The following is a 21,240-nucleotide window of genomic DNA, read 5'->3' on the forward strand; positions in this document are numbered from 1 at the left end:
AGTTATTATTACGAATAAAATAAACGATGGTTAGAATATAAAATAGCTGTAACCATGACAGGAGGAACAACTCATGCTGTCTACTGAGGAAATTATTAATATTATGTCAAAACAGGGACTGCGGATTACCGATCAGCGCCGTACGCTCGCCAAATTGTTTGCGGAAGCGCCCGGGTATCTGACAGCCAAGGATGTCTACGAATATATGGGACAAAAATACAGCGGGCTCAGTTTTGATACGGTATACCGCAATCTGCGGGTGATGCAGGAGCTGGGTGTGCTTGAGCAGATTGTATTCGAAGATGGCGTTAAATTCAAAAGCCATTGCAGCCAGGATCATCATCACCATCATATGATCTGCCTGCAGTGCGAGAAAACGTATCCGATCGCTTTTTGCCCGATGGATATGACAGATATGCCGGACCAGTTCGAAGTGATTCGCCACAAGTTCGAAGTATTTGGTTATTGCAAGGACTGTCGGATGCAGCTGGGCAATCTGCCCACAGATGCACAGTCTGCTGACGGCAAGGGTGGAGATGGTAAAGAAGGACCTGCACTGCATCTGAAAACAAGCGCGCCTGCTTTGGAGACGGAATATGCGGCAGGAAAAAGCCAGTGAATAAGCCACAAAAATGGAGCCGCCGCGCAGTGCAGGTGCCGATCCATATCTACCGCAAATTTATCTCTCCGCTCAAGCCGCCGAGCTGCCGCTTTTATCCGACCTGCTCCCAGTATGCGCTGGAAGCGATAGAGATTCACGGAGTGCTCAAGGGCAGCCTGCTGGCAGCGATACGGATCGGCAAATGCCATCCGTTTCATCCGGGAGGAATCGATATGGTGCCTCCTGCCAGAGAGCGCAGGAAGCGAACGACTGAATCGACAGCAGTCTCTTCCTCACAGGAGCCGGAGCTAATGCAGAACCGCCGTAATGCTTGACAGCTTCCGTGAGAATTAGGTATATTCAATTACACAAGTCATATATACGTTTCCAGTGAATGGATAAGTATACGGGTTAGGCCCAGTACAGAGAGCCGGAGCAGCTGTGAACCGGTCTGGGAGCCGCTGTAGAAGATGGTCCGGGAGGAACTGTAGTCGAGCGGATGACACTCGGTAAGAGTGTGGTGCGTAAGGCTGCAGCGTGAGCCAGCGTTAATGGCCGGCCTGCAAAGGCTGCTGAGCCTGCTGATGCAAATGAGCAGGGAAGTTGGGTGGTAACACGTGAGTACAAGCTCTCGTCCCATTAGGGACGGGGGCTTTTTGCTGTGCCTTTAACATCAGAATCCTCATTAGATTTATCGTATCCGGCTGTATATGCCGTTATGCCTATGCCCACTGCTGTTTTCGTTGATTCTAACCAAGGAGGAATAATAATGTCTGACAACAAAACATTTTACATTACAACACCGATCTACTATCCGAGTGACAAGCTGCATATCGGTCACGCGTACACGACAGTAGCCGGGGACGCCATGGCCCGTTACAAGCGCATGAGAGGGTATGAGGTTCGTTATCTGACCGGAACCGATGAGCATGGACAGAAGATCGAACGCAAGGCAGAGGAAAAGGGACAGACACCGCAGCAGTTCATTGATGGCATCGTAGAAGGCATCAAGAGCCTGTGGGATAAACTGGATATTTCCTATGATGACTTTATCCGTACGACAGAAGATCGCCACAAAAAAGTCGTGCAGGAAATCTTCGACCGTCTGCTGAAGCAGGGCGACATTTACAAAGGCGAGTATGAAGGCTGGTACAGTATTCCGGATGAGACCTACTACACCGAGACCCAGCTGGTCGATGTGATCCGCAACGACAAGGGCGAAGTAACCGGTGGTAAAAGCCCGGATAGCGGCCACCCGGTAGAGCTGGTCAAGGAAGAATCGTACTTCTTCCGCATGAGCAAGTATGCGGAGCGTCTGCTGCAATATTATCAGGATCATCCCGACTTCATTCAACCGGAGTCCCGCAAAAATGAAATGATCAACAACTTTATCAAACCTGGTCTGGAAGATCTGGCGGTATCCCGTACAACCTTCGACTGGGGCGTCAAAGTCAAGGATGATCCAAAACATGTTGTCTACGTCTGGATCGATGCGCTGTCCAACTATATTACAGCACTGGGCTACGGTACCGACAATCCGGAGCTGTTCAACAAGTTCTGGCCGGCTGATATTCATCTGGTAGGCAAAGAGATCGTCCGTTTCCATACGATCTACTGGCCGATCATGCTGATGGCGCTGGATATCCCGCTCCCCAAAAAAGTATTTGGTCACGGCTGGCTGCTGATGAAAGACGGCAAAATGTCCAAGTCCAAAGGTAACGTCGTTGACCCGGTAACACTGATCGACCGTTATGGTCTGGATGCACTGCGTTACTATCTGCTGCGTGAAGTGCCGTTCGGCTCGGATGGTACCTTTACGCCGGAGAGCTTTGTAGATCGTGTGAATTCCGATCTGGCCAACGATCTGGGCAATCTGCTCAACCGTTCGGTAGCCATGATCGATAAATATTGTGACAGCACGATCCCCGCCTATGCCGGTCGTGTGCTGGAAGTGGATGGACTGCTGGAAGAGACAGTACAGCAGACAATTGACAAAGTGGAGCAGGCGATGGAGAAGCTGGAATTCTCGGTAGCCCTGACAGCGATCAGCCAGCTGATCAGCCGTACAAATAAATATATTGATGAGACCCAGCCATGGGTACTGGCCAAGGATGAAGCCAATCGTGCCCAGCTCGATTCCGTAATGTACCATCTGGCTGAATCTCTGCGCATTATCTCTGTATTGCTGCAGCCGTTCCTGACACGCGCACCAAAGCAGATCCGTGAGCAGATCGGTGCGACGAGCGACGAACTGAATGTATGGGACAGTATTCGTACGTACGGCCAGCTGCCTGCAGGTACCCGTGTTGTCAAAGGCGATCCGATCTTCCCGAGACTGGATGCCAAGGAAGAAGTCGCTTATATCGTGGAAGCGATGGGCGGTGTACTCAAAGCGGCAGACGATACAAGCGATCAGGCAGCGACCGAGCAGCAGACCGTAACAGCACCCGCTGCAGAACCGATCGAGCAAAAAGAAGAAATCAGCATTGATGATTTTGCCAAAGTCGAACTGCGCGTGGCACAGGTCATCTCCGCCGAACCGGTGAAAAAAGCGGACAAGCTGCTTAAGCTGCAGCTGGACCTCGGCACCGAGCAGCGTCAGGTCGTATCCGGTATCGCCAAGTTCTATACGCCGGAAGAGCTGGTCGGCCGCAAGGTCATCTGCGTGACCAACCTGAAGCCGGTCAAACTGCGTGGTGAAGAATCACGCGGCATGATACTGGCTGCTTCCCACGGCGATCAGTTAACGCTGGCTACCGTGCCGGAAGGCATGCCAAATGGAGCCGTTGTAAAGTAAAATCGATGGGCCGATAAACAGGCAGTTATCATAACCGGAGAACCTTCAATGCATAGGCTTTGCGGCAGCATTGAAGGTTCTTTTTATGGTGAAAAAGTCTGTTAAAACTTGCCAAGCTGTCTACATTCCATGTATGATTATTGAATGAATTATGTGCCAGATACGTATTATGCGGCACCTGTATGACAAATAAGAACGTGTAGGTTAAAGGGGGAGCAAGATGCCAACGCCCAGTATGGAAGACTATTTGGAGCGCATCTATAAGCTGATTGATCAGAAGGGGTATGCGCGTGTATCGGACATTGCGGAGGGATTGGAAGTTCATCCTTCATCCGTAACGAAGATGATCCAGAAGCTGGATAAGGATGAATACCTGATTTATGAGAAATACCGCGGACTGGTACTGACCAGCAAAGGAAAAAAGATGGGCAAGCGTTTGGTGGACCGCCATCAGCTGCTGGAAGATTTTCTCGGAATTATTGGTGTAAATCCTGACTATATATATAAGGACGTTGAAGGCATCGAGCATCATCTGAGCTGGGACTCCATTACCCAGATCGAGACGCTGGTGGAATATTTCCGCCGCGATCCGGAACGGGTAGCTGAGCTGCAAAGACTGCAAAATGAGCTGATTAGCGATTCATAGGGCAGACATCTGTCGATTATCTGGCAGATGTCTTTTATTTTGTCCGCAACTTTTGGATACAGAATCGGTCTAATGAAGTAGGGTTATTTAGCCGATCAGAACATATAGAAGCATAGTCGTTGAAGAAGCATGGAAGCCAAGTCAAAGGAAAAGTTAAAAGATTTACTGGAGGTACATGAATGAAACTTTATCGGTATTTATCATTATTTCTTGCTATGGTCGTTGTTTTTCCTCTGGTGAGCAGTACATTGTACGCCGCTGATACCAACATCAAAATCGTGCTGGATGGCAAAACGATTCAGGGAGATGCTGCTCCGTATATCACCAAGGACACCAATGTTACCATGGTCCCGCTGCGTCTGATCAGTGAAAATCTGGGCGCAGGCATCGCCTGGGATCAGCAAAAAAGTGAAGTCACAATCACTCATGGTGAAGACAAGCTGGTATTAACAGCCGGGCAGCCTACTGCTGAAGTGAACAACAAGCAGGTGGCACTGGATACTTCGGTACAGATCAAGGGCGGTCGTGTGATGGTTCCGCTGCGCTTTATCGGTGAAGGTCTTGGTCTGGGAGTCAACTGGAACCAATCCACACAGACCGTAACGCTGACAAGTGCAGGCGGCGCAAATTCCACTACAGGCAGCACAAGCGGCAAAGGAAGCACGCTCAATGCTTCGCCTTCCGGCACCACATCCGGCAGCCCATCGGCTGCCAAAGAACTGCGCGGTGCCTGGATCTCCACCGTATTCAATCTGGACTGGCCAAGCAGCTCCAATGCAGCCAAGCAAAAGCAGGAATTCTCCAAAGAGTTGGATGATCTGAAAGCGATGGGTATGAATGCAGTATTCGTACAGGTTCGCCCTTCCGGCGATGCGCTGTATCAATCAGCAACTATGCCATGGTCGAAGTTTCTGACTGGCACACAGGGCAAAAATCCGGGTTACGATCCGCTGGAATACATGGTAGCCGAAGCGCACAAGCGCGGCATGGAGCTGCACGCCTGGTTTAATCCTTTCCGCGCGACTACCGATTCCAAGACGGCTACACTGGCATCCAATCATGTGGTACGTCAGCATCCCGACTGGGTCATTTACTTTGACGGCAAATATTATATCAATCCGGGTGTCCCGGCAGCCCGTCAATCAATTATCGATACCATTATGGAAGCTGTTAATAATTATGATATTGATGGTGTTCATCTGGATGATTATTTCTACCCGTCATCCGAGACATCTGCCAAGAAATTTAACGATGACAAAGCATATACAGCTTATAAAGGCAGCTACACAAGCAAGAGTGAATGGAGACGCGCCAATATTAACAGCTTTGTCCGTGATCTGGGCAAATCCATTCATGCGTCCAAGCCTTCTGTACGCTTCGGGATCAGCCCGTTCGGCGTATGGCGCAACAAATCCAATGACGTGACCGGCTCCGATACCAAAGCTGGCGTAACCGCGTATGACAGCATGTATGCCGATACACGTACATGGATCAAAAATGGCTGGATCGATTATATCGCTCCACAGGTATACTGGAGCTTCTCCCTGCCAGCCGCTCATTACGACAAAGTCGTAGACTGGTGGGTTAATGAGACCAAGAACACTGGCGTAGATCTGTATATCGGCCATGCCATCTACAAGATCAATACACCGGAAATTGGCTGGAATATATCCAACGAGATTATTAACCAGCTAAAGTATAATGCCAAATACAGCAACATCAAAGGCAGCATTTTCTTCAGCTACAAAGACCTGAAAAAGAATCCGCTCGATATTGTCAGCAAGCTGCGTTCTTATTGGGGACAGTAAGGACTGCATACAGAGATAGACAGAAGATATGAAAAGATAACCAAAGAGCATTTTCAGAGATAGAGAAGATTTAATCAAAATCCCCGCTGCATCTACAGCGGGGATTTTGATTTGGAGACAGCCGGCATGCAAGACTTATAGACAATAAAAGAAACTCCAGCAATCATTTGCAGCAGGTGAACTGCTTCCATGTGATCGCTGGAGTTTTATTTAACAGAATTCATAGTTTCGCTGCCGTTTCCAACTAGTGATACTTTGGCAGTTCCTCATCATCCTTGCCTTTGTTGCCCTGAATGACCTGAAATGGATAATTCTTTTTCGGTTTGCTGCTGCCGGAGCCTGTTGTGCTGCGGCCCGTTGGACCGGTTTTGGCAAAAGGAGAAGGTTTGGATACATTTTTGTAATTGCCTTGCTGTGCTTTGACTTTTGCCATAGTGCGGGCAGAAGGCTTGATTTTCGGCTGTTTGCGTCCAGCGCCGCTGTAAGCGGGAGAGGAACGCAGCAGCATAATTGCAATAACCAGAATGACTACCGTCACAATCAGTCCGCCCCAGTTAAAGGTAGCAGGCATAAATATCATTTGGTAGATGTTCTTGACCAACCCAATCACCGCCAACAGTATCGCAACGACAAAAACAATAATTTGAGCAGGTGACTTTCTCATGTTTATCATCCTTTCACAGGGTCAGGAGCAGCTTCAGGTACTACCGATGGTGAAGACGCACGGGCGAGCTGCGTATCCAGCTCGCGCATCCGGTTAAAGGAAGCGATCGAGACTTCCAGCTGATCCAGCGTTGGTTCTTTGGTGGTCAGCAGCTGCAGCCACAGACCCGGGTAACCGAGATAGCGCAGCACCGGAATATCACGCAGACTGTTGGTGAATTTGAGGAATTCAAACGAGACGCCGATCACAACAGGCAGCAGGACAATCCGCTGGAGAATCCGTTCGCCCAGTCCGTCCCAATGGAAAAAGGAATAAATAATTACGCCGATAATGACCGTCAGGATAATGAAGCTGCTGCCGCAGCGGTAATGCAGACGGCTGAACTTTTGCACACTTTCCGGTGTCAGTTCCGCTCCATTTTCGAAAGCGGTGATCACTTTGTGTTCGGCTCCATGATACTGGAACAGGCGCTTGATCATCGGCGTCTGGGAGATTGCCCACAAATAGACGAGCAGCAATATGATTTTAATAACACCTTCCAGCAGATTGTGCAGGAAAAGGTTATGGAACAGATTTTTGAATAGCAGGCTTTCCAGTACAGCAGGTACAAGGGTAAAGATCAGCTTGCCGACCACAAGCGACAGGACGCCGACAACCGCTACACCGAGAATCATGCTGAGACTTGTTTTGGACTCTTCTTTTTTCTTTTGCTGCGCGTATTCTTCCGGGTCCATCTGATCTTCGGAATAGGCATCTGCAGCATAATTGAGATGTTTGGAGCCTTTGGCGCTGGAATCAATCAGACTGATAATACCGCGCAGAAGCGGAATGCGGCGCAGTGTACGCACCCAGGGTTTGTCTTCTCTGGGAACTTCCAGATAGGTGATCTCACTATCTTTGCGTCTTACGGCGGTTACGTTGACGTGCTTTCCGCCAAACATGACGCCTTCGATTACAGCCTGGCCGCCATAGCTGACTGGAGTGGATTGTTTTGGCAAGTAAGGTCACCCTTCCGTTATTCTTCATCATTCGCATGATGATTTCGCGTATTCCGATACCAGTATAAAGTAAAAAATGAACTGGTACAGCAGCCTTTGCAGAACAGAAATGCTGCTACTCATATTGTAGCGGATTTTACGTATCTTTACCAGAATATGCATGGCGGGAGCTGTAAAAGTGAATTATTTAACTGACTATTCTCAAAAATGTGCAGGGTATGGTAAAATAATCTCTGGCTATTTGCAAGACAGAACGGAGCGAAGGGGAGAGGTTCAATGAGTACAGCACGTTTAAACAAATTGCGTCAGGCCATGAAGGAACGCCAGCTTGAAGCGATGTTCATCACAAGCAGTGTCAATCGCAGGTATTTGACCGGATTTACCGGTTCGGCAGGCTATGTTATTGTGACGGCAGAACAGGCTTACCTGTTAACAGATTTTCGTTACATGACACAGGCACCTGAACAGGCGGCAGCGTTCACTGTGGCCGAGCATGCTCCAAACGTAGTGGATACTATCAAAGAACTGCTTTCCAACTGGGGCATACGTTCTATCGGATTTGAACAGGATCAGGTACCTTACAGCAGATATGCCGCCTACAAACAGCATCTGGCTCCGGTGGAACTCGTTCCGGTCTCCGGCATGCTTGAAACCATCCGTAACTTTAAGGATGCTGAAGAAATTGCCATTATCGAACAGGCAACCGCTATCGCTGACCGTACGTACGACCATATCCTGAGCTACATCAAGCCAGGCGTTACCGAGAAAGAGCTGGAGCTTGAAATGGAATTTTTCATGCGTCGTCAGGGAGCTTCCGGTCCTTCGTTTGAGACAATTGTCGCCTCCGGTGTACGTTCGGCTCTGCCGCACGGAGTGGCCAGCGATAAGCCGATCGGTCATGATGAATTTATTACGTTTGATTTTGGTGCCATCTATAACGGATATGTATCCGATCTCACACGGACGGTATTTGTCGGCACACCTTCCGACAGACACCGTGAAATCTATAATGTAGTGCTGGAATCCCAGCTGCATACGCTGCAGCATCTCAAACCGGGAATGACCGGCAGGGAAGCGGATGCTCTTTCCCGCGACATTATTACAGCACATGGTTATGGAGACGCCTACGGTCACAGCGCTGGTCACGGCATTGGTCTGGAAGTCCATGAAGAGCCCCGCCTGTCCAAGCTGAGTGATACCGTACTGCAGCCGGGTATGGTCGTTACCGTAGAACCAGGCATTTACATACCTGGATTTGGCGGCGTACGTATTGAGGACGATGTGCTGATTACCGAAGACGGTATCCGCATCCTGACTCATTCCAGCAAACAGTTCACGATTTTACCGGTCTAAGCAGCTTCTTCCTGTTATTAGCAGGATCATGAGGAATGCTTGCCGAATAAAATAAACTGGGATCAACGAGATGAACAGGCTGCATGGATCAAGCTTGCATAAGCAGATTCCGTGCAGCCTAAAGTGTCCGGTGGTCACAGAGTTTAACCCTTAACAGAATATCCTGTAGATTATAGGGTATAGTACAATATATAGGCAGTCTGCCGGACAGGCCTTTTTTGGAACCGTTCGGCTCTACAGATAGGCATATATTGTATCGAACTTGGCTTTACCATATATGAGGAGGCGTTATTTTGATTTCAGTTAACGATTTTAAAACAGGTTTGACCGTAGAAGTGGAAGGCAACATCTACTCCGTTATTGAATTCCAGCACGTAAAACCAGGTAAAGGTGCTGCATTCGTGCGCTCCAAGCTCAAAAACCTGCGTAACGGTAATATCGTTGAACGTACATTCCGTGCAGGTGAGACGATTGCCCGTGCACAAATCGAAAACCGCGGCGTACAATACCTGTATGCAAGCGGCAGCGAGCACGTATTCATGGATAACGAGACTTACGATCAATTTGAGCTGAACGAAAGCCAGCTGGAATGGGAACTCAAATTCCTCAAAGAAAACATGACTGTTAACATTGTTAGCTACCAGGGCGAAATCCTCGGAATCAACCTGCCAACATCCGTTGAGCTGGAAGTTACTGAGACAGAGCCAGGTATCAAAGGAAATACTGCTACAGGTGCGACGAAGAGTGCAACAATGGAGACTGGCCACACGGTTCAGGTTCCTCTGTTCATCAACCAGGGCGACAAACTGATTATTGATACCCGCGAAGGTAAATACGTATCCCGCGCGTAATGATCTGCAAATCGGCGACTTCGCCATAATAGATAAAGGCTGTTCCTTCCTCCTCCAGCAGGGGGACAGGGACAGCTTTTTCTCTATCAATCAATGGATGTCTAAAATTTGCGGTAGTACTTAGTGCGTTGTCGTATTATACTGGTAAAGACTAAGCATTTTCATGCATTAAAATGCATAACATGCTGGATACGCTGTTCAATCCGGGCTGCGGCCTTGCTGTATGCCTGTATCAAGTAGGGAGTGAAGAGGTCTTGGCTTTGTACGTGATGAAGTTCGGCGGGAGCTCCGTCGGTGATATTGAGCGCATGCAACGTGTAGCAAAGCGCATTATTGAAAAGCAGGATGAAGGTCATCAGTGCGTCGTTGTCGTCTCGGCAATGGGCGATACAACCGATGATCTGATCGATCAGGCACGGCTGCTGAATCCGAATCCACCTGCACGGGAAATGGATATGCTGATGACAGTTGGCGAGCAGATTTCCATTGCCATGCTGTCGATGGCGATTCATCAGCAGGGACGTGAAGCCGTATCCTTTACCGGGTGGCAGGCAGGCTTTGAGACGGAAGCGGAACATGGCCGGGCGAGAATTACAGCCATTCGTCCCGAACGGGTGCTGAATGCGCTGGATGCCGGAAAAGTCGTTGTCGTAGCCGGTTTTCAGGGGACGACGGCAGACGGAGAGATTACTACATTCGGACGCGGCGGCTCCGATACGACGGCCGTTGCTCTGGCAGCAGCGATTCAGGCAGATACGTGCGAGATCTATACGGATGTCGATGGCATCTACTCGACCGACCCGCGTATCGTCAAATGCGCACGCAAGCTGAGCGAAATCTCTTATGATGAAATGCTGGAACTGGCTAATCTCGGCGCAGCCGTATTGCATCCGCGCGCAGTGGAATATGCCAAACACAACAACGTGCGCCTCGTCGTACGGTCCAGCTTTAACTATAATGAAGGAACTGTGGTGAAGGAGGAAGCAAGCATGGAACAGGGAGCGGTAGTCAGTGGAATCGCTTACGATAAAAATGTGGCGCGGATTACAATCAGAGGGGTCAACGACCTGCCTGGTGTACTCGCCAAAATGTTCGGTGAACTGGCATCCGCCAAAATCGACGTGGATATTATCGTACAGAGCGGTGTCATGAACGGCAAAGCGGACTTTTCCTTTACCGTCAGCCTCGAAGACCGTCTTGGCGCGCTGAATGTAATTGAAAACATCGGCGGTGAGCTTCCTTACGATGAAGTGACTTCCGAAGTTGATCTGGTCAAAGTGTCCATTGTCGGTGCAGGCATGGTCAGTCATCCGGGTGTTGCCGCGCAGATGTTCAAAGCGATTTCCGATCAGGGTGTCAGCATCAAGATGGTCAGCACTTCCGAAATCAAGGTATCCTGCGTTATTGAAGCAGGCAGGCTGAACGATGTTGTATCTGCGCTGCATACGGCATACGGTCTGGATACCGAGGAACAGGCATTTGTCGGCGGACCGCAGGATCGTCGCTAATTTCTGGATATAAAGCCAATATTATATAGGTTTATTCAAGGCGGGAACATCATTTTAAAGAAGATCTTCCCGCCTTTTTCATGAATATGCTATAATACATAGCGTTATGTGAAACTACCCCTAACTGAGTGTTTTACATTATACTCAGCTTACAGGCAACGAAGCCAAAGGAGTGAATTAATAGATGTTTAAATTAAATGAGATTAAAGAACTGATTCAACTGGTGGATGAGACATCCGTACAGGAAGTTGAAATCGAAAATGAAGGTTCCCGTCTGGTCATTCGCAAGCCAGGCAAAGCAGAGACGGTCTATGTACAGGCTCCAACTGCTGCACCTGTCATGCAGCCTGCAAGCCAGCCGGCGGCGGCTCCACAAGCAGCACCTGCGGCTCCAGCTGCCACTGCTGCACCGGAAGTTGACCCGACTCTACATACCATTGCATCTCCAATGGTCGGAACTTTCTACCGTTCCCCTTCTCCAGAAGCGGGTGCATTTACAGGTGTAGGTGAGAAAGTAAACCACAAATCCGTGGTATGTATCATCGAAGCCATGAAACTGATGAACGAACTGGAAGCCGAAGTGAACGGAACCATTGTGGAAGTGCTCGCTGAAAACGGACAGCTCGTTGAATATGGACAGCCATTGTTCCGGGTAAAACCGGAATAATCAGTGCTGTTCGTGTATAAGGCCGGAGGAGGAAAGGCAAAATGAAATTTCAGAAAATATTAATCGCGAACCGCGGTGAAATAGCGGTTCGTATTATCCGCGCATGCCGTGAACTCGGCATCTCTACAGTAGCAATCTATTCCGAAGCGGACCGTGATTCACTGCATGTCCGTCTTGCGGATGAAGCTTATTGTGTAGGACCTACCCTGTCCAAGGACAGTTATCTGAATCTGACCAACCTGATGAGTGTGGCCACATTGACCGAATGTGATGCGGTTCACCCGGGTTACGGATTCCTCGCAGAAAATGCGGATTTTGCAGAAATCTGTGAATCCTGCAATATTACGTTTATCGGACCATCCCCGGATGCGATCAACCGCATGGGTGACAAGTCCGAAGCGAAGCGTACGATGCTGGAAGCTGGCGTACCGGTTATCCCGGGTTCCGACGGTATCGTCGAAGATCTGGATGAAGCGGTAAAAATCGCACGAGGTATCGGTTATCCGGTCATCATCAAGGCAACAGCCGGTGGTGGCGGTAAAGGGATTCGTCTTGCAGAAGATGAAGAATCCCTTGTCAAACAAATTACAAATGCTCAGCAGGAAGCGGAAAAGGCATTCGGTAACGGCGGCGTCTATCTGGAGAAATACCTGACCGGTATGAAGCACGTGGAAGTGCAGATTATCGCTGACCGTCACGGCAATGCCGTGCATCTGGGTGAACGCGATTGCTCCGTGCAGCGTCGCCGCCAGAAGCTGGTAGAAGAAGCGCCTTGTCCGGTACTGTCTCCGGAACTTCGTGCGGAAATGGGAGCTGCAGCAGTGCGTGCAGCACAGGCGGTTAACTACTCCGGTGCAGGTACGCTGGAATTCCTGCTTGGCCAGGATGGCCAGTTCTACTTCATGGAGATGAATACCCGTATTCAGGTGGAACATCCGGTAACGGAAATGGTTACAGGAGTGGACCTGATTCAGGAAATGATCCGTGTGGCCGAAGGCAATCCCCTTTCCTTTACCCAGGAAGATGTGAAAATCAACGGTTGGTCGATCGAATGCCGTGTTAATGCGGAAGACCCTGAGCGTAACTTTATGCCAAGTCCGGGTAAAATCGGATTCTACCTCCCGCCGGGAGGCCCTGGTGTGCGTGTCGATAGCGGCGCCTACCCGGGTTACACGATCTCACCTTATTATGATTCAATGATCGCCAAGCTTATCGTATGGGCGCCAACACGTAATGAGGCGATTGCCAAAATGAAGCGTGCGCTCGATGAATTTGCGATTGAAGGCATTCATACAACAATCCCGTTCCATATGCGTCTGCTGAGCCATGAGACGTTTATCCGCGGCGATTTTGATATCAAGTTCCTCGAAGAGAATGAGGTGTAATCCGGTTTGTCAATAAACCGGGTACGTGTTATATTTAGTTTACCTGGCAGGAGGTGTAGAAAATGAGTACATTACCGACTGAATTCGAACGGACCGATATCGGAGAAATCCAGATTGCCCCGGAAGTCATCGAAGTGATTGCAGGACTGGCTACGATTGAAGTGAACGGTGTAGCAGGAATGAGCGGAGGCTTTGCCGGCGGTATCGCTGAGCTGCTCGGCCGCAAAAATCTGTCCCGCGGTGTAAAAGTGGAAGTGGGACAGCGTGAAGCGGCTGTGGATGTATCCGTCATTATCAAGTACGGACACCGTCTGCCTGAAGTGGCGGCTGAGATTCAGCGCAACGTCAAGCGTTCGATCGAGACGATGACCGGATTGAATGTGGTGGAAGTGAACGTACAGATTCACGATGTTCATCTGGAGACCGTTGAACGGATCGAAGAGACCGAGTTTACACAACGCGTAAAATAAATGAGCGGCATACACCTGCTCAATACTGAACCCCCGACGTCACTGTCAGGGGTTTACTATAATGTAAGGAGGCTGCACATTCTTGGCTAAAATCATGGATCGGCTGTTATTGTTTATTTACAGCCTGAGTATTGGAATTTTATCTGTGCTGGCTATCCTGCTGCTCAGTGGACAGGTGCCGATGGAGCTTGATTACCGGAATGAGCAGGTCCTTTATATAACTGTCATTGTGGTGGCAGTTATCCTATTCCTGCTGAGTATCCGTTTTTTCTATGTATCTATCCGTACTGAACGTGGTCATCTGAATTCCGTTCATCAGCGTACGGAATTTGGGGATGTGCAGATTTCACTGGAGACGATCGAGAACATGGCGCTCAAAGTGGCCGAGCGTACACGTGGTGTACGTGATGTCAAAACACGCGTACGTGTGGTAGAATCAGGTCTTGAGATTATGATCCGGGCCATTGTGGATGGAGAACATTCCATTCCCGGGCTGTCGGAAGAAATGCAGAAAAGTATTCAGACACAGGTAGAGGATATTACCGGTATCCCGGTCTCTTCTGTCGCTGTGTATATTGCCAATATCGTTCAGTCCCCTGCCTTCAAAAGCAGAGTGGAGTAGAAGGGAGTTCTCCTGATGATGTGGAAAGCGATCTGGGACACTCACGGTGGACGAATCCTTGGCGTACTGGCCGGTATCGGCTGCGGTATACTGTATCTAACCATTGGTTTTTGGGATATGTTGTTCTTTGCATTGTTAGTGTTCATAGGTTATATCGTCGGTCGTAACCGGGATCTCCGGTTAGGTCCAACCATTCCCTGGCAGCGGATCAGTGAATGGCTGGCGGACCGCTGGCGTCCATTTCGTTGAACCCTGTCATACATCATTCCCGGATTGCAATCTTATTTATAGCAGGCAGTACCGGGAATGAAAGATGACAGGTTTTTTTGTTGCTATGGACAGGTTTGAGAATCATATGGGACATGAAAACAACTGATGCTTTTTCTAAAAAGGCAGCAGATTTGATAAACCGGCAGGTGCTGGCCGCCTGATCGGAAAAATACAAGGTGTGCGTTCATACGAGGATGTTGCAATATATCCCATCACGCAATCACCAGGAGGATAAACTGTAATGAAAAGAAGATTAGCGCGGGAACTTACCGTACAAAGCCTGTACCAGATGGAAATGAATGAAGTTAAGGCCGAAGAGGCGATCATGATGCTGCTGGAAGAAGCAGCATCCGACAATGAGTCCGAAGTTGAACTGCGTGATGAATCCCAGCTCAAAACGTATGTGATCGATGTGATTGGCGGCATCTGGGAGAACAAGGAAGCGATTGACCAGCTGTTGGTAGATTATTTGCAAAACTGGCAGGTAAGCCGTCTGTCCCGTGTAGACCGTCAGATTCTGCGTTTGGCAGTATATGAAATGGTATTTGCCGAAGGCGTACCGGCCAAAGTTGCCGTCAACGAAGCAATTGAACTGTCCAAGCATTTTGGAACCGAAGAATCCGGCAAGTTTGTCAACGGTGTACTCGGCAAGATGATTCATGATCTGGATAAACTCAAATCCCAAAAAGGCTGATTAACTGCAGCTACCCAGAAGCTTTTGCAACTTAGAATAGCCCGCTGCTTGAAAATAAATGATGGTAAGATTGACCCTATAAGGTACCTATCAACAATTAATTTTCCGAACAGACAAAGGAGCGATTATCATGGCAGCAACAATCATTAGCGGTAAACAGATTTCCGAGGAGATTCGTCAGGACATCAAGCAGGAAGTGGATAAAATGAAAGCACAGGGCTTCCAGCCAGGTCTGGCGGTTGTCCTCGTCGGCGATGATCCGGCTTCACACGTTTATGTGCGCAATAAAGAAAAGGCCTGCCATGATTTGGGCTATTATTCCGAAGTACACCGTCTGTCCGCAGATACTTCGCAGGAAGAACTGCTGGCGATGGTCCACAAGCTGAACAACCAGGACAATATTCACGGCATTCTCGTGCAACTGCCGCTACCGAAGCAGATTGCGGAGAAAGCGATCATTGATGCCATTTCCCCGGAAAAGGATGTGGATGGATTCCATCCGATCAATGTGGGCAATCTGGTGATCGGCGACGATAGCCTGCTGCCATGTACACCGGCGGGTGTGATCGAGATGATCAAGCGTACCGGTATCGAAATGTCCGGCAAGCACGCCGTCGTAATCGGCCGCAGCAATATTGTCGGCAAACCGGTCTCCCTGCTGCTGCAGCGCGAAAATGCTACGGTAACAATGTGTCATTCCCGTACAACCAATATGAAAGAACTCGCCCGCCAGGCGGATATCCTCGTGGTGGCGATCGGTCGTGCCAATTTTGTGGATGCCAGCTATATCAAGCCGGGTGCAGTAGTCATTGATGTGGGCATGAATCGTCTGGACAACGGCAAGCTCGCAGGTGACGTGGACTTTGAAAGTGTGAAGGCAGTATCCGGTCCGATTACTCCGGTTCCGGGCGGCGTAGGTCCGATGACGATCACCATGCTGATGCAGAACACGCTGGTAGCGGCCAGACGTGCCCATGGTCTGAACTGAGAAAGGGGATCTTATGCAGCAACAGCAGCGTATATACTCCATCAAGGAGATTAACAAATATATCCGGATGAAAATGGAGTCCGATTCGCTGCTCTCCGAAGTATGGCTGAGAGGCGAAATCTCGAACTTCACTCACCATTCCAGCGGACATATGTATTTCACCCTCAAGGATGAAAGCAGCCGCATCAAGTCGATTATGTTTTCTTCGTATAATCAGCGGCTTCCGTTTATTCCCAAAGAAGGCGCCCGTGTTATTGCCAAAGGCTATATCTCGGTATATGAACGCGATGGACAATACCAGTTCTATGCGACACAGATGCAGCCCGACGGGATCGGCAGTCTTTATCTGGCATATGAACAGCTCAAGCAAAAGCTGGAGCATGAAGGCTTATTTGATTCTGCACGCAAACGTCCGCTGCCCCAGTATCCGCGTACGATCGGTGTGATCACTTCACCAACCGGAGCCGCGGTACGGGATATCGTAACTACGATCCGCAGACGCTATCCGGTCGTACGGATTGTCGTCTATCCGGTACTCGTTCAAGGTAAAGGAGCGGCTCCATCCGTCGTCAAGGCGATTCGCAATCTGAACCGAATGGATGAAGCGGATGTGCTGATCGTCGGCCGCGGCGGCGGATCGCTGGAGGAATTGTGGGCGTTTAACGAAGAGATGGTAGCGCGAGCAATTGCCGAGTCGAAGATTCCGGTGATCTCGGCTGTCGGTCATGAGACCGACTTTACGATCGCCGATTTTGCAGCTGATCTGCGTGCAGCCACTCCCACGGCTGCGGCCGAACTGGCTGTACCGAATATTATCGAACTGCGCGCACAGCTGCAGCAGGTGCGTCGTCAGCTTAAGCAGGGACTGCTGCGTCTGTCCCAGCGTCAGCGTGACCGACTGAACCGTCTCAAGCGTTCACCGGCACTGCTGCATCCACAGCGTCAGCTGGTGCAGCACATGACCCGGCTCGATATGCTGGAGCGGCGTCTGACGAGCAGCCTTCAGCGGCGTGCCCATATTCAGCGCGACCGTCTGGGACGCTACAATCAGCGTCTGGCCGGGCACAACCCGCAGGAACAGCTGATCTATGCACGCAGACGTACCGATACGGCTCGTCGTCAGCTGGAGCTGAGAATGCAGCAGATCCTGCGACAAAAACAACAAAAACTCGGCTTCGGCCTCAAACAGCTGGATGCCCTAAGCCCGCTCAAAGTAATGGCGCGGGGATACAGCCTTGTATACGATGAACAGCAGGAACAGCTCGTCAAATCAGTCTCCCAGGTAGTAACCGGGGACAGAATTACTGTCAAGCTGGAAGATGGACAACTGAATTGTCAGGTACAAAATATTGAGGAGGCGGACAACAATGGCAAAGGCAGCGAAGGAACAGGAGCTTAATTTTGAGCAGGCAATGGACCGGCTGGAAGAGATCGTCTCCGAACTGGAACATGGTGATGTACCGCTGGAAAAAGCGATCGATCTTTTCCAACAGGGAATGAAGCTGTCCCAGGTATGCGGCTCCAAACTGGAAGAAGTGGAACGCAAAATCGAAATGATCGTGGAGGAAGACGGCGAACTGCGTAAAAAGCCTTTTGATGCAGCGGAAAGCGGTGAAAATATTGAGTAACCGTCCGGAACTGAAACAGTATATTCAAGACATTTCCACCTACATGGAATCGCGTCTGAAAAACGCTCTGCCTGAAAGCTGGCAGGTGCCGGATACATTACAGCAATCCATGCTCTATTCCCTGATGGCCGGCGGCAAAAGACTGCGTCCGGTATTTGTTATCGCCGCAGCCGAAGCGCTGGGCGGCAGCAGGGAAAAAGCGGCTCCGGTTGCCTGTGCCGTGGAGATGGTGCATACGTATTCACTCGTTCATGATGACCTTCCGGCGATGGATGATGATGATTACCGTCGCGGCAAACTGACCAACCACAAAGTGTACGGTGAAGCGATGGCGATTCTCGCAGGAGATGCGCTGCTGACCCATGCTTTTCATAGTGCAGCCGAAGCGCTTCAGGCTGGTGTACCGGCGGAAGCTGTCGTAGCCATCATCAGCGATCTGGCCGAATATGCCGGTCCGCGCGGGATGGTCGGCGGTCAAGTGGCGGATATGCAAGGCGAGCAGGGGATGACCGAGCTAAGTCAGCTGCAGTATATTCATCTGCACAAGACGGCTGATTTGTTCATGTTCTCGCTAACTGCCGGAGCGCGTACAGCTGGAGCGACAGAAGAGCAGCTGACTGCACTGCGTCAGTTCGGTTCGGATATCGGGCTTGCTTTTCAGATTCAGGATGACATCCTCGATGTGATCGGCGACGAAGCCAAGCTGGGCAAGAAGACGCAAAGTGACAGCAAGCTGCAAAAAGTCACCTATCCTTACTTCATCGGTCTGGAGGAATCGCAGCGGGAAGTCGCCCGTCTGACAGCAAGTGCCAAGGCAGCGCTGCAGCAGGCCGGTCTGCAGGATTCCAGTCGGCTGGAGGAAATTGCTGACTATTTGGTGCAACGTGACCATTAAAGGTTACGTATAGCCATGAAGGTTCGTCTATTCTATAGATCACCCACATTCACTCTCTAAAAGTGACAGGATTTCGAATTAAGTCCGGCTTGTGGTATAGTGAATAGTAATAATATATCGAAGAATAGCTGAATAAAATCAATTTGGATGTAAAAATGTGTCCAAAGGAAAGCGGGGAAATGGTGTGCTGCTTCCACAGATTCATCAACCAAGTGATCTAAAAGATCTAACAACAGAACAATTAACCGTACTGGCAGGAGAGATTCGTCAGTTTCTGATCGAAAAATTATCGGCAACCGGCGGTCATCTGGCCTCCAATCTCGGGGTCGTGGAGCTTACCCTGGCACTGCATTATTTGTATGACAGTCCCAAAGACAAGTTTATTTTTGACGTAGGACACCAGGCATATGTGCATAAGGTTCTGACCGGACGGATGGACCGCTTTGATACCCTGCGTAAATACAAAGGATTGTGCGGCTTTGTCAAACGAAATGAAAGCGAACACGATGTGTGGGAAGCTGGTCACAGCAGCACATCGCTGTCTGCTGCCATGGGTATGGCGCTGGCGCGTGATTTCAAAAAAGAAGACAACAAAGTCGTCGCTGTGATCGGTGATGGTGCGCTGACCGGTGGTATGGCGTTCGAAGCACTGAACCATATCGGTCACGAACAGCGCAAGCTGACCGTCGTACTGAACGATAATGAGATGTCCATCGCACCCAACGTTGGTGCCATGCACAAATACCTGGGCAAAATCCGTTCGGATAAAGGGTATCTTCGTGCCAAGGACGAAGTGGAGCAGCTGCTCAGAAAGATTCCGGCGATCGGCGGCAAAATTGCCAAAACGGCGGAAAAACTCAAAGATACCCTCAAATATGCGATGGTATCGGGTGTGCTGTTCGAGGAGCTCGGCTTTACTTACTTTGGTCCGGTAGACGGACATGATCTGCCCAAACTGCTGGAGACTTTCCGTCAGGCGGATAACGTGGACGGTCCTGTACTGATCCATATCGTGACCATCAAAGGCAAAGGCTATCTGCCGGCCGAAGCGGATTCCTACAAATGGCATGGCATTACGCCATACAAAATCGAATCCGGTCAGGTGCTCAAGGCTGCAGGCAATCCAATGTACACCGAAGTATTCGGTCAGACACTGATCGAGCTGGCGGAACAGGATGAGCGTATCGTAGCCGTTACACCGGCGATGCCTGGTGGATCGGGACTGTTCCCATTTGCCAAGCGCTTCCCGGATCGTATGATTGATGTCGGCATTGCCGAGCAGCATGCAGCGACCATGTGTGCAGCACTGGCCATGGAAGGAATGAAGCCGGTCTATGCGGTCTATTCCACGTTCATGCAGCGTGCCTATGATCAGATCGTACATGATATTTGCCGTCATAATGCCAATGTCATGTTTGCGATTGACCGTGCCGGATTTGTCGGAGCGGATGGGGAGACCCATCAGGGCGTATATGATATCGCGTTCATGCGTCATATCCCGAATATGGTCATTATGATGCCCAAGGATGAGAATGAACTGCGCCATATGATGAAAACAGCGCTGGATTACAATGAAGGTCCGATCGCTTACCGTTATCCGCGTATTAACGGTCTTGGCGTAGCGATGGATCAGCAGCTTGTTCCGATTCCGATCGGCACTTGGGAAAAGGTTCGCGAGGGCGATAACTACGCCATCCTCGCATCCGGCCCGATGGTACAAATGGGAATGGAAGTGGCAGAGGAACTCAAGCGCGATGGTATGAACGTAGCGGTAATTAACGCACGATTCATGAAGCCACTGGATGAGAAGATGCTGCTGGAACTGGCGGACAAAGGTACACGCATGCTTGTTGTGGAAGAAGTATCCCAGGCAGGCAGCATGGGCAGCGCAGTGCTGGAATTCTATGCTGCACAGGGACTGCATGAAGTCACAGTAGGTCTGATGGGTGTACCAGATGAATTTATTGAACATGGCAGCATCAAGGATCAGCAGGCTGAAGCCGGATTAACACCGGAAAATATCGCTGCCTCTCTGCGTGCGCTGGCTCCCGGCAAAGCCTGGACGTTTCAGAAAAATTCCGTATAAGCATAAAGTGATCACAGAGAGTGCATCGACTCCCTGTGCATTCCTGTCTTGGGGAGAACAGTAAACGATATGTACTTCTCTGTGAGCAGTAGTTGAATAGATATGCACGAAGCGGGAAGGGTTCTTTCCGCTTCGTTTGCTGTTGGAGTGCCTCGGCTTCAGGTATAATTACTATCAGACTGTAAAAACTGAGTGTAAAAAGCGAATATCACTTTGATCAAATCAACTTCTCTGTCGGCTGTACGAACAGCCAAATCCGCTTTGGCTTTACAATAGACGGAATAGATATTCAGATACGCTAACCATAGC

Annotated in this window: 21 protein-coding genes; 19 read left to right on the forward strand and 2 right to left on the reverse strand. The window is 49.8% G+C overall.

Features of this window, described 5'->3' with window-relative positions; genetic code table 11:
* Positions 1 to 73: 73 nt before the first annotated feature.
* From WH45_RS13620 to WH45_RS13640, 5 genes are all read left to right on the forward strand, one after another.
* Entirely contained in the window at positions 74 to 619 is a 546-nt protein-coding gene (locus tag WH45_RS13620; protein ID WP_046214933.1) for a Fur family transcriptional regulator, read from the forward strand.
* The gene (yidD, locus tag WH45_RS13625; RefSeq protein ID WP_046214934.1) at positions 616 to 936 is read left to right on the forward strand and encodes a membrane protein insertion efficiency factor YidD; all 321 of its coding nucleotides are present in this window, start codon (positions 616 to 618) and stop codon (positions 934 to 936) included. The genes WH45_RS13620 and yidD overlap by 4 nt, the downstream gene beginning before the upstream one ends.
* A gap of 434 nt (positions 937 to 1,370) precedes the next feature.
* Positions 1,371 to 3,398: a methionine--tRNA ligase gene (metG, locus tag WH45_RS13630; protein ID WP_046214935.1), complete on the forward strand. Its 2,028-nt coding sequence runs from the start codon at positions 1,371 to 1,373 to the stop codon at positions 3,396 to 3,398.
* 220 nt (positions 3,399 to 3,618) lie between these two features.
* A complete protein-coding gene (gene mntR / locus WH45_RS13635; protein ID WP_017815291.1) occupies positions 3,619 to 4,044 on the forward strand; it encodes a transcriptional regulator MntR in 426 nt (141 codons plus the stop codon).
* A 179-nt stretch (positions 4,045 to 4,223) separates the two neighbouring features.
* Positions 4,224 to 5,852: a family 10 glycosylhydrolase gene (locus WH45_RS13640; RefSeq protein WP_046214936.1), complete on the forward strand. Its 1,629-nt coding sequence runs from the start codon at positions 4,224 to 4,226 to the stop codon at positions 5,850 to 5,852.
* A 244-nt stretch (positions 5,853 to 6,096) separates the two neighbouring features.
* Here WH45_RS13640 and WH45_RS13645 read toward each other — a convergent pair whose 3' ends face one another.
* Positions 6,097 to 6,516, reverse strand: coding sequence for a hypothetical protein (locus WH45_RS13645; RefSeq protein ID WP_046214937.1), 420 nt, complete (start codon positions 6,514 to 6,516; stop codon positions 6,097 to 6,099).
* 5 nt (positions 6,517 to 6,521) lie between these two features.
* A complete protein-coding gene (locus WH45_RS13650; RefSeq protein WP_046214938.1) occupies positions 6,522 to 7,514 on the reverse strand; it encodes a DUF1385 domain-containing protein in 993 nt (330 codons plus the stop codon).
* Between the two features lie 276 nt (positions 7,515 to 7,790).
* Between WH45_RS13650 and WH45_RS13655 the strand changes: the two genes are divergently transcribed.
* The 14 genes from WH45_RS13655 (at position 7,791) to dxs (ending at position 20,931) form a co-directional block, all read left to right on the forward strand.
* Positions 7,791 to 8,867, forward strand: a complete 1,077-nt coding sequence (locus WH45_RS13655) for a M24 family metallopeptidase (RefSeq protein ID WP_046214939.1) — start codon at positions 7,791 to 7,793, stop codon at positions 8,865 to 8,867.
* 293 nt (positions 8,868 to 9,160) lie between these two features.
* Positions 9,161 to 9,718 (forward strand): elongation factor P, encoded by a 558-nt coding sequence (gene efp / locus WH45_RS13660; protein WP_046214940.1) that lies wholly within the window; start codon positions 9,161 to 9,163, stop codon positions 9,716 to 9,718.
* Positions 9,719 to 9,972: 254 nt separating this feature from the next.
* Positions 9,973 to 11,226: an aspartate kinase gene (locus WH45_RS13665; protein WP_046215189.1), complete on the forward strand. Its 1,254-nt coding sequence runs from the start codon at positions 9,973 to 9,975 to the stop codon at positions 11,224 to 11,226.
* A gap of 184 nt (positions 11,227 to 11,410) precedes the next feature.
* Positions 11,411 to 11,893 carry an acetyl-CoA carboxylase biotin carboxyl carrier protein gene (gene accB / locus WH45_RS13670; protein ID WP_046214941.1) on the forward strand — a complete coding sequence of 161 codons (483 nt, stop codon included), beginning with the start codon at positions 11,411 to 11,413 and terminating at the stop codon, positions 11,891 to 11,893.
* Between the two features lie 41 nt (positions 11,894 to 11,934).
* Positions 11,935 to 13,278 carry an acetyl-CoA carboxylase biotin carboxylase subunit gene (gene accC, locus WH45_RS13675; RefSeq protein WP_046214942.1) on the forward strand — a complete coding sequence of 448 codons (1,344 nt, stop codon included), beginning with the start codon at positions 11,935 to 11,937 and terminating at the stop codon, positions 13,276 to 13,278.
* Between the two features lie 62 nt (positions 13,279 to 13,340).
* The gene (locus WH45_RS13680; protein WP_017815282.1) at positions 13,341 to 13,748 is read left to right on the forward strand and encodes an Asp23/Gls24 family envelope stress response protein; all 408 of its coding nucleotides are present in this window, start codon (positions 13,341 to 13,343) and stop codon (positions 13,746 to 13,748) included.
* Between the two features lie 82 nt (positions 13,749 to 13,830).
* The gene (gene amaP, locus WH45_RS13685) at positions 13,831 to 14,370 is read left to right on the forward strand and encodes an alkaline shock response membrane anchor protein AmaP (protein ID WP_046214943.1); all 540 of its coding nucleotides are present in this window, start codon (positions 13,831 to 13,833) and stop codon (positions 14,368 to 14,370) included.
* Between the two features lie 15 nt (positions 14,371 to 14,385).
* A complete protein-coding gene (locus tag WH45_RS13690; protein ID WP_046214944.1) occupies positions 14,386 to 14,619 on the forward strand; it encodes a DUF2273 domain-containing protein in 234 nt (77 codons plus the stop codon).
* Positions 14,620 to 14,881: 262 nt separating this feature from the next.
* On the forward strand, positions 14,882 to 15,334 hold the full coding sequence (nusB, locus tag WH45_RS13695; protein WP_046214945.1) for a transcription antitermination factor NusB: 453 nt from the start codon (positions 14,882 to 14,884) through the stop codon (positions 15,332 to 15,334).
* A 130-nt stretch (positions 15,335 to 15,464) separates the two neighbouring features.
* Positions 15,465 to 16,322, forward strand: a complete 858-nt coding sequence (gene folD, locus WH45_RS13700) for a bifunctional methylenetetrahydrofolate dehydrogenase/methenyltetrahydrofolate cyclohydrolase FolD (protein ID WP_046214946.1) — start codon at positions 15,465 to 15,467, stop codon at positions 16,320 to 16,322.
* A gap of 13 nt (positions 16,323 to 16,335) precedes the next feature.
* Positions 16,336 to 17,721: an exodeoxyribonuclease VII large subunit gene (xseA, locus tag WH45_RS13705; RefSeq protein ID WP_046214947.1), complete on the forward strand. Its 1,386-nt coding sequence runs from the start codon at positions 16,336 to 16,338 to the stop codon at positions 17,719 to 17,721.
* The gene (gene xseB / locus WH45_RS13710; protein WP_046214948.1) at positions 17,690 to 17,950 is read left to right on the forward strand and encodes an exodeoxyribonuclease VII small subunit; all 261 of its coding nucleotides are present in this window, start codon (positions 17,690 to 17,692) and stop codon (positions 17,948 to 17,950) included. The genes xseA and xseB overlap by 32 nt, the downstream gene beginning before the upstream one ends.
* Entirely contained in the window at positions 17,919 to 18,845 is a 927-nt protein-coding gene (locus WH45_RS13715) for a polyprenyl synthetase family protein (protein ID WP_200897697.1), read from the forward strand. Before xseB ends, WH45_RS13715 begins: the two co-directional genes overlap by 32 nt.
* Before the next feature lie 184 nt (positions 18,846 to 19,029).
* On the forward strand, positions 19,030 to 20,931 hold the full coding sequence (gene dxs / locus WH45_RS13720) for a 1-deoxy-D-xylulose-5-phosphate synthase (protein WP_046215191.1): 1,902 nt from the start codon (positions 19,030 to 19,032) through the stop codon (positions 20,929 to 20,931).
* The last annotated feature ends 309 nt before the right edge of the window (positions 20,932 to 21,240 follow it).

Source organism: Paenibacillus wulumuqiensis, from assembly GCF_000971965.1.
GTDB classification, from domain to species: domain Bacteria; phylum Bacillota; class Bacilli; order Paenibacillales; family Paenibacillaceae; genus Saccharibacillus; species Saccharibacillus wulumuqiensis.

Bases quoted from the DNA above. Each gene is read 5' to 3' on its own strand.
- WH45_RS13645 (WP_046214937.1), bottom strand. From the start codon at position 6,516: ATGAGAAAGTCACCTGCTCAAATTATTGTTTTTGTCGTTGCGATACTG.
- WH45_RS13680 (WP_017815282.1), top strand. From the start codon at position 13,341: ATGAGTACATTACCGACTGAATTCGAACGGACCGATATCGGAGAAATC.
- folD (WP_046214946.1), top strand. From the start codon at position 15,465: ATGGCAGCAACAATCATTAGCGGTAAACAGATTTCCGAGGAGATTCGT.
- xseA (WP_046214947.1), top strand. From the start codon at position 16,336: ATGCAGCAACAGCAGCGTATATACTCCATCAAGGAGATTAACAAATAT.
- WH45_RS13655 (WP_046214939.1), top strand. From the start codon at position 7,791: ATGAGTACAGCACGTTTAAACAAATTGCGTCAGGCCATGAAGGAACGC.
- nusB (WP_046214945.1), top strand. From the start codon at position 14,882: ATGAAAAGAAGATTAGCGCGGGAACTTACCGTACAAAGCCTGTACCAG.
- accC (WP_046214942.1), top strand. From the start codon at position 11,935: ATGAAATTTCAGAAAATATTAATCGCGAACCGCGGTGAAATAGCGGTT.
- mntR (WP_017815291.1), top strand. From the start codon at position 3,619: ATGCCAACGCCCAGTATGGAAGACTATTTGGAGCGCATCTATAAGCTG.
- WH45_RS13640 (WP_046214936.1), top strand. From the start codon at position 4,224: ATGAAACTTTATCGGTATTTATCATTATTTCTTGCTATGGTCGTTGTT.
- accB (WP_046214941.1), top strand. From the start codon at position 11,411: ATGTTTAAATTAAATGAGATTAAAGAACTGATTCAACTGGTGGATGAG.
- WH45_RS13690 (WP_046214944.1), top strand. From the start codon at position 14,386: ATGATGTGGAAAGCGATCTGGGACACTCACGGTGGACGAATCCTTGGC.
- WH45_RS13715 (WP_200897697.1), top strand. From the start codon at position 17,919: ATGCAGCGGAAAGCGGTGAAAATATTGAGTAACCGTCCGGAACTGAAA.
- WH45_RS13620 (WP_046214933.1), top strand. From the start codon at position 74: ATGCTGTCTACTGAGGAAATTATTAATATTATGTCAAAACAGGGACTG.
- xseB (WP_046214948.1), top strand. From the start codon at position 17,690: ATGGCAAAGGCAGCGAAGGAACAGGAGCTTAATTTTGAGCAGGCAATG.
- metG (WP_046214935.1), top strand. From the start codon at position 1,371: ATGTCTGACAACAAAACATTTTACATTACAACACCGATCTACTATCCG.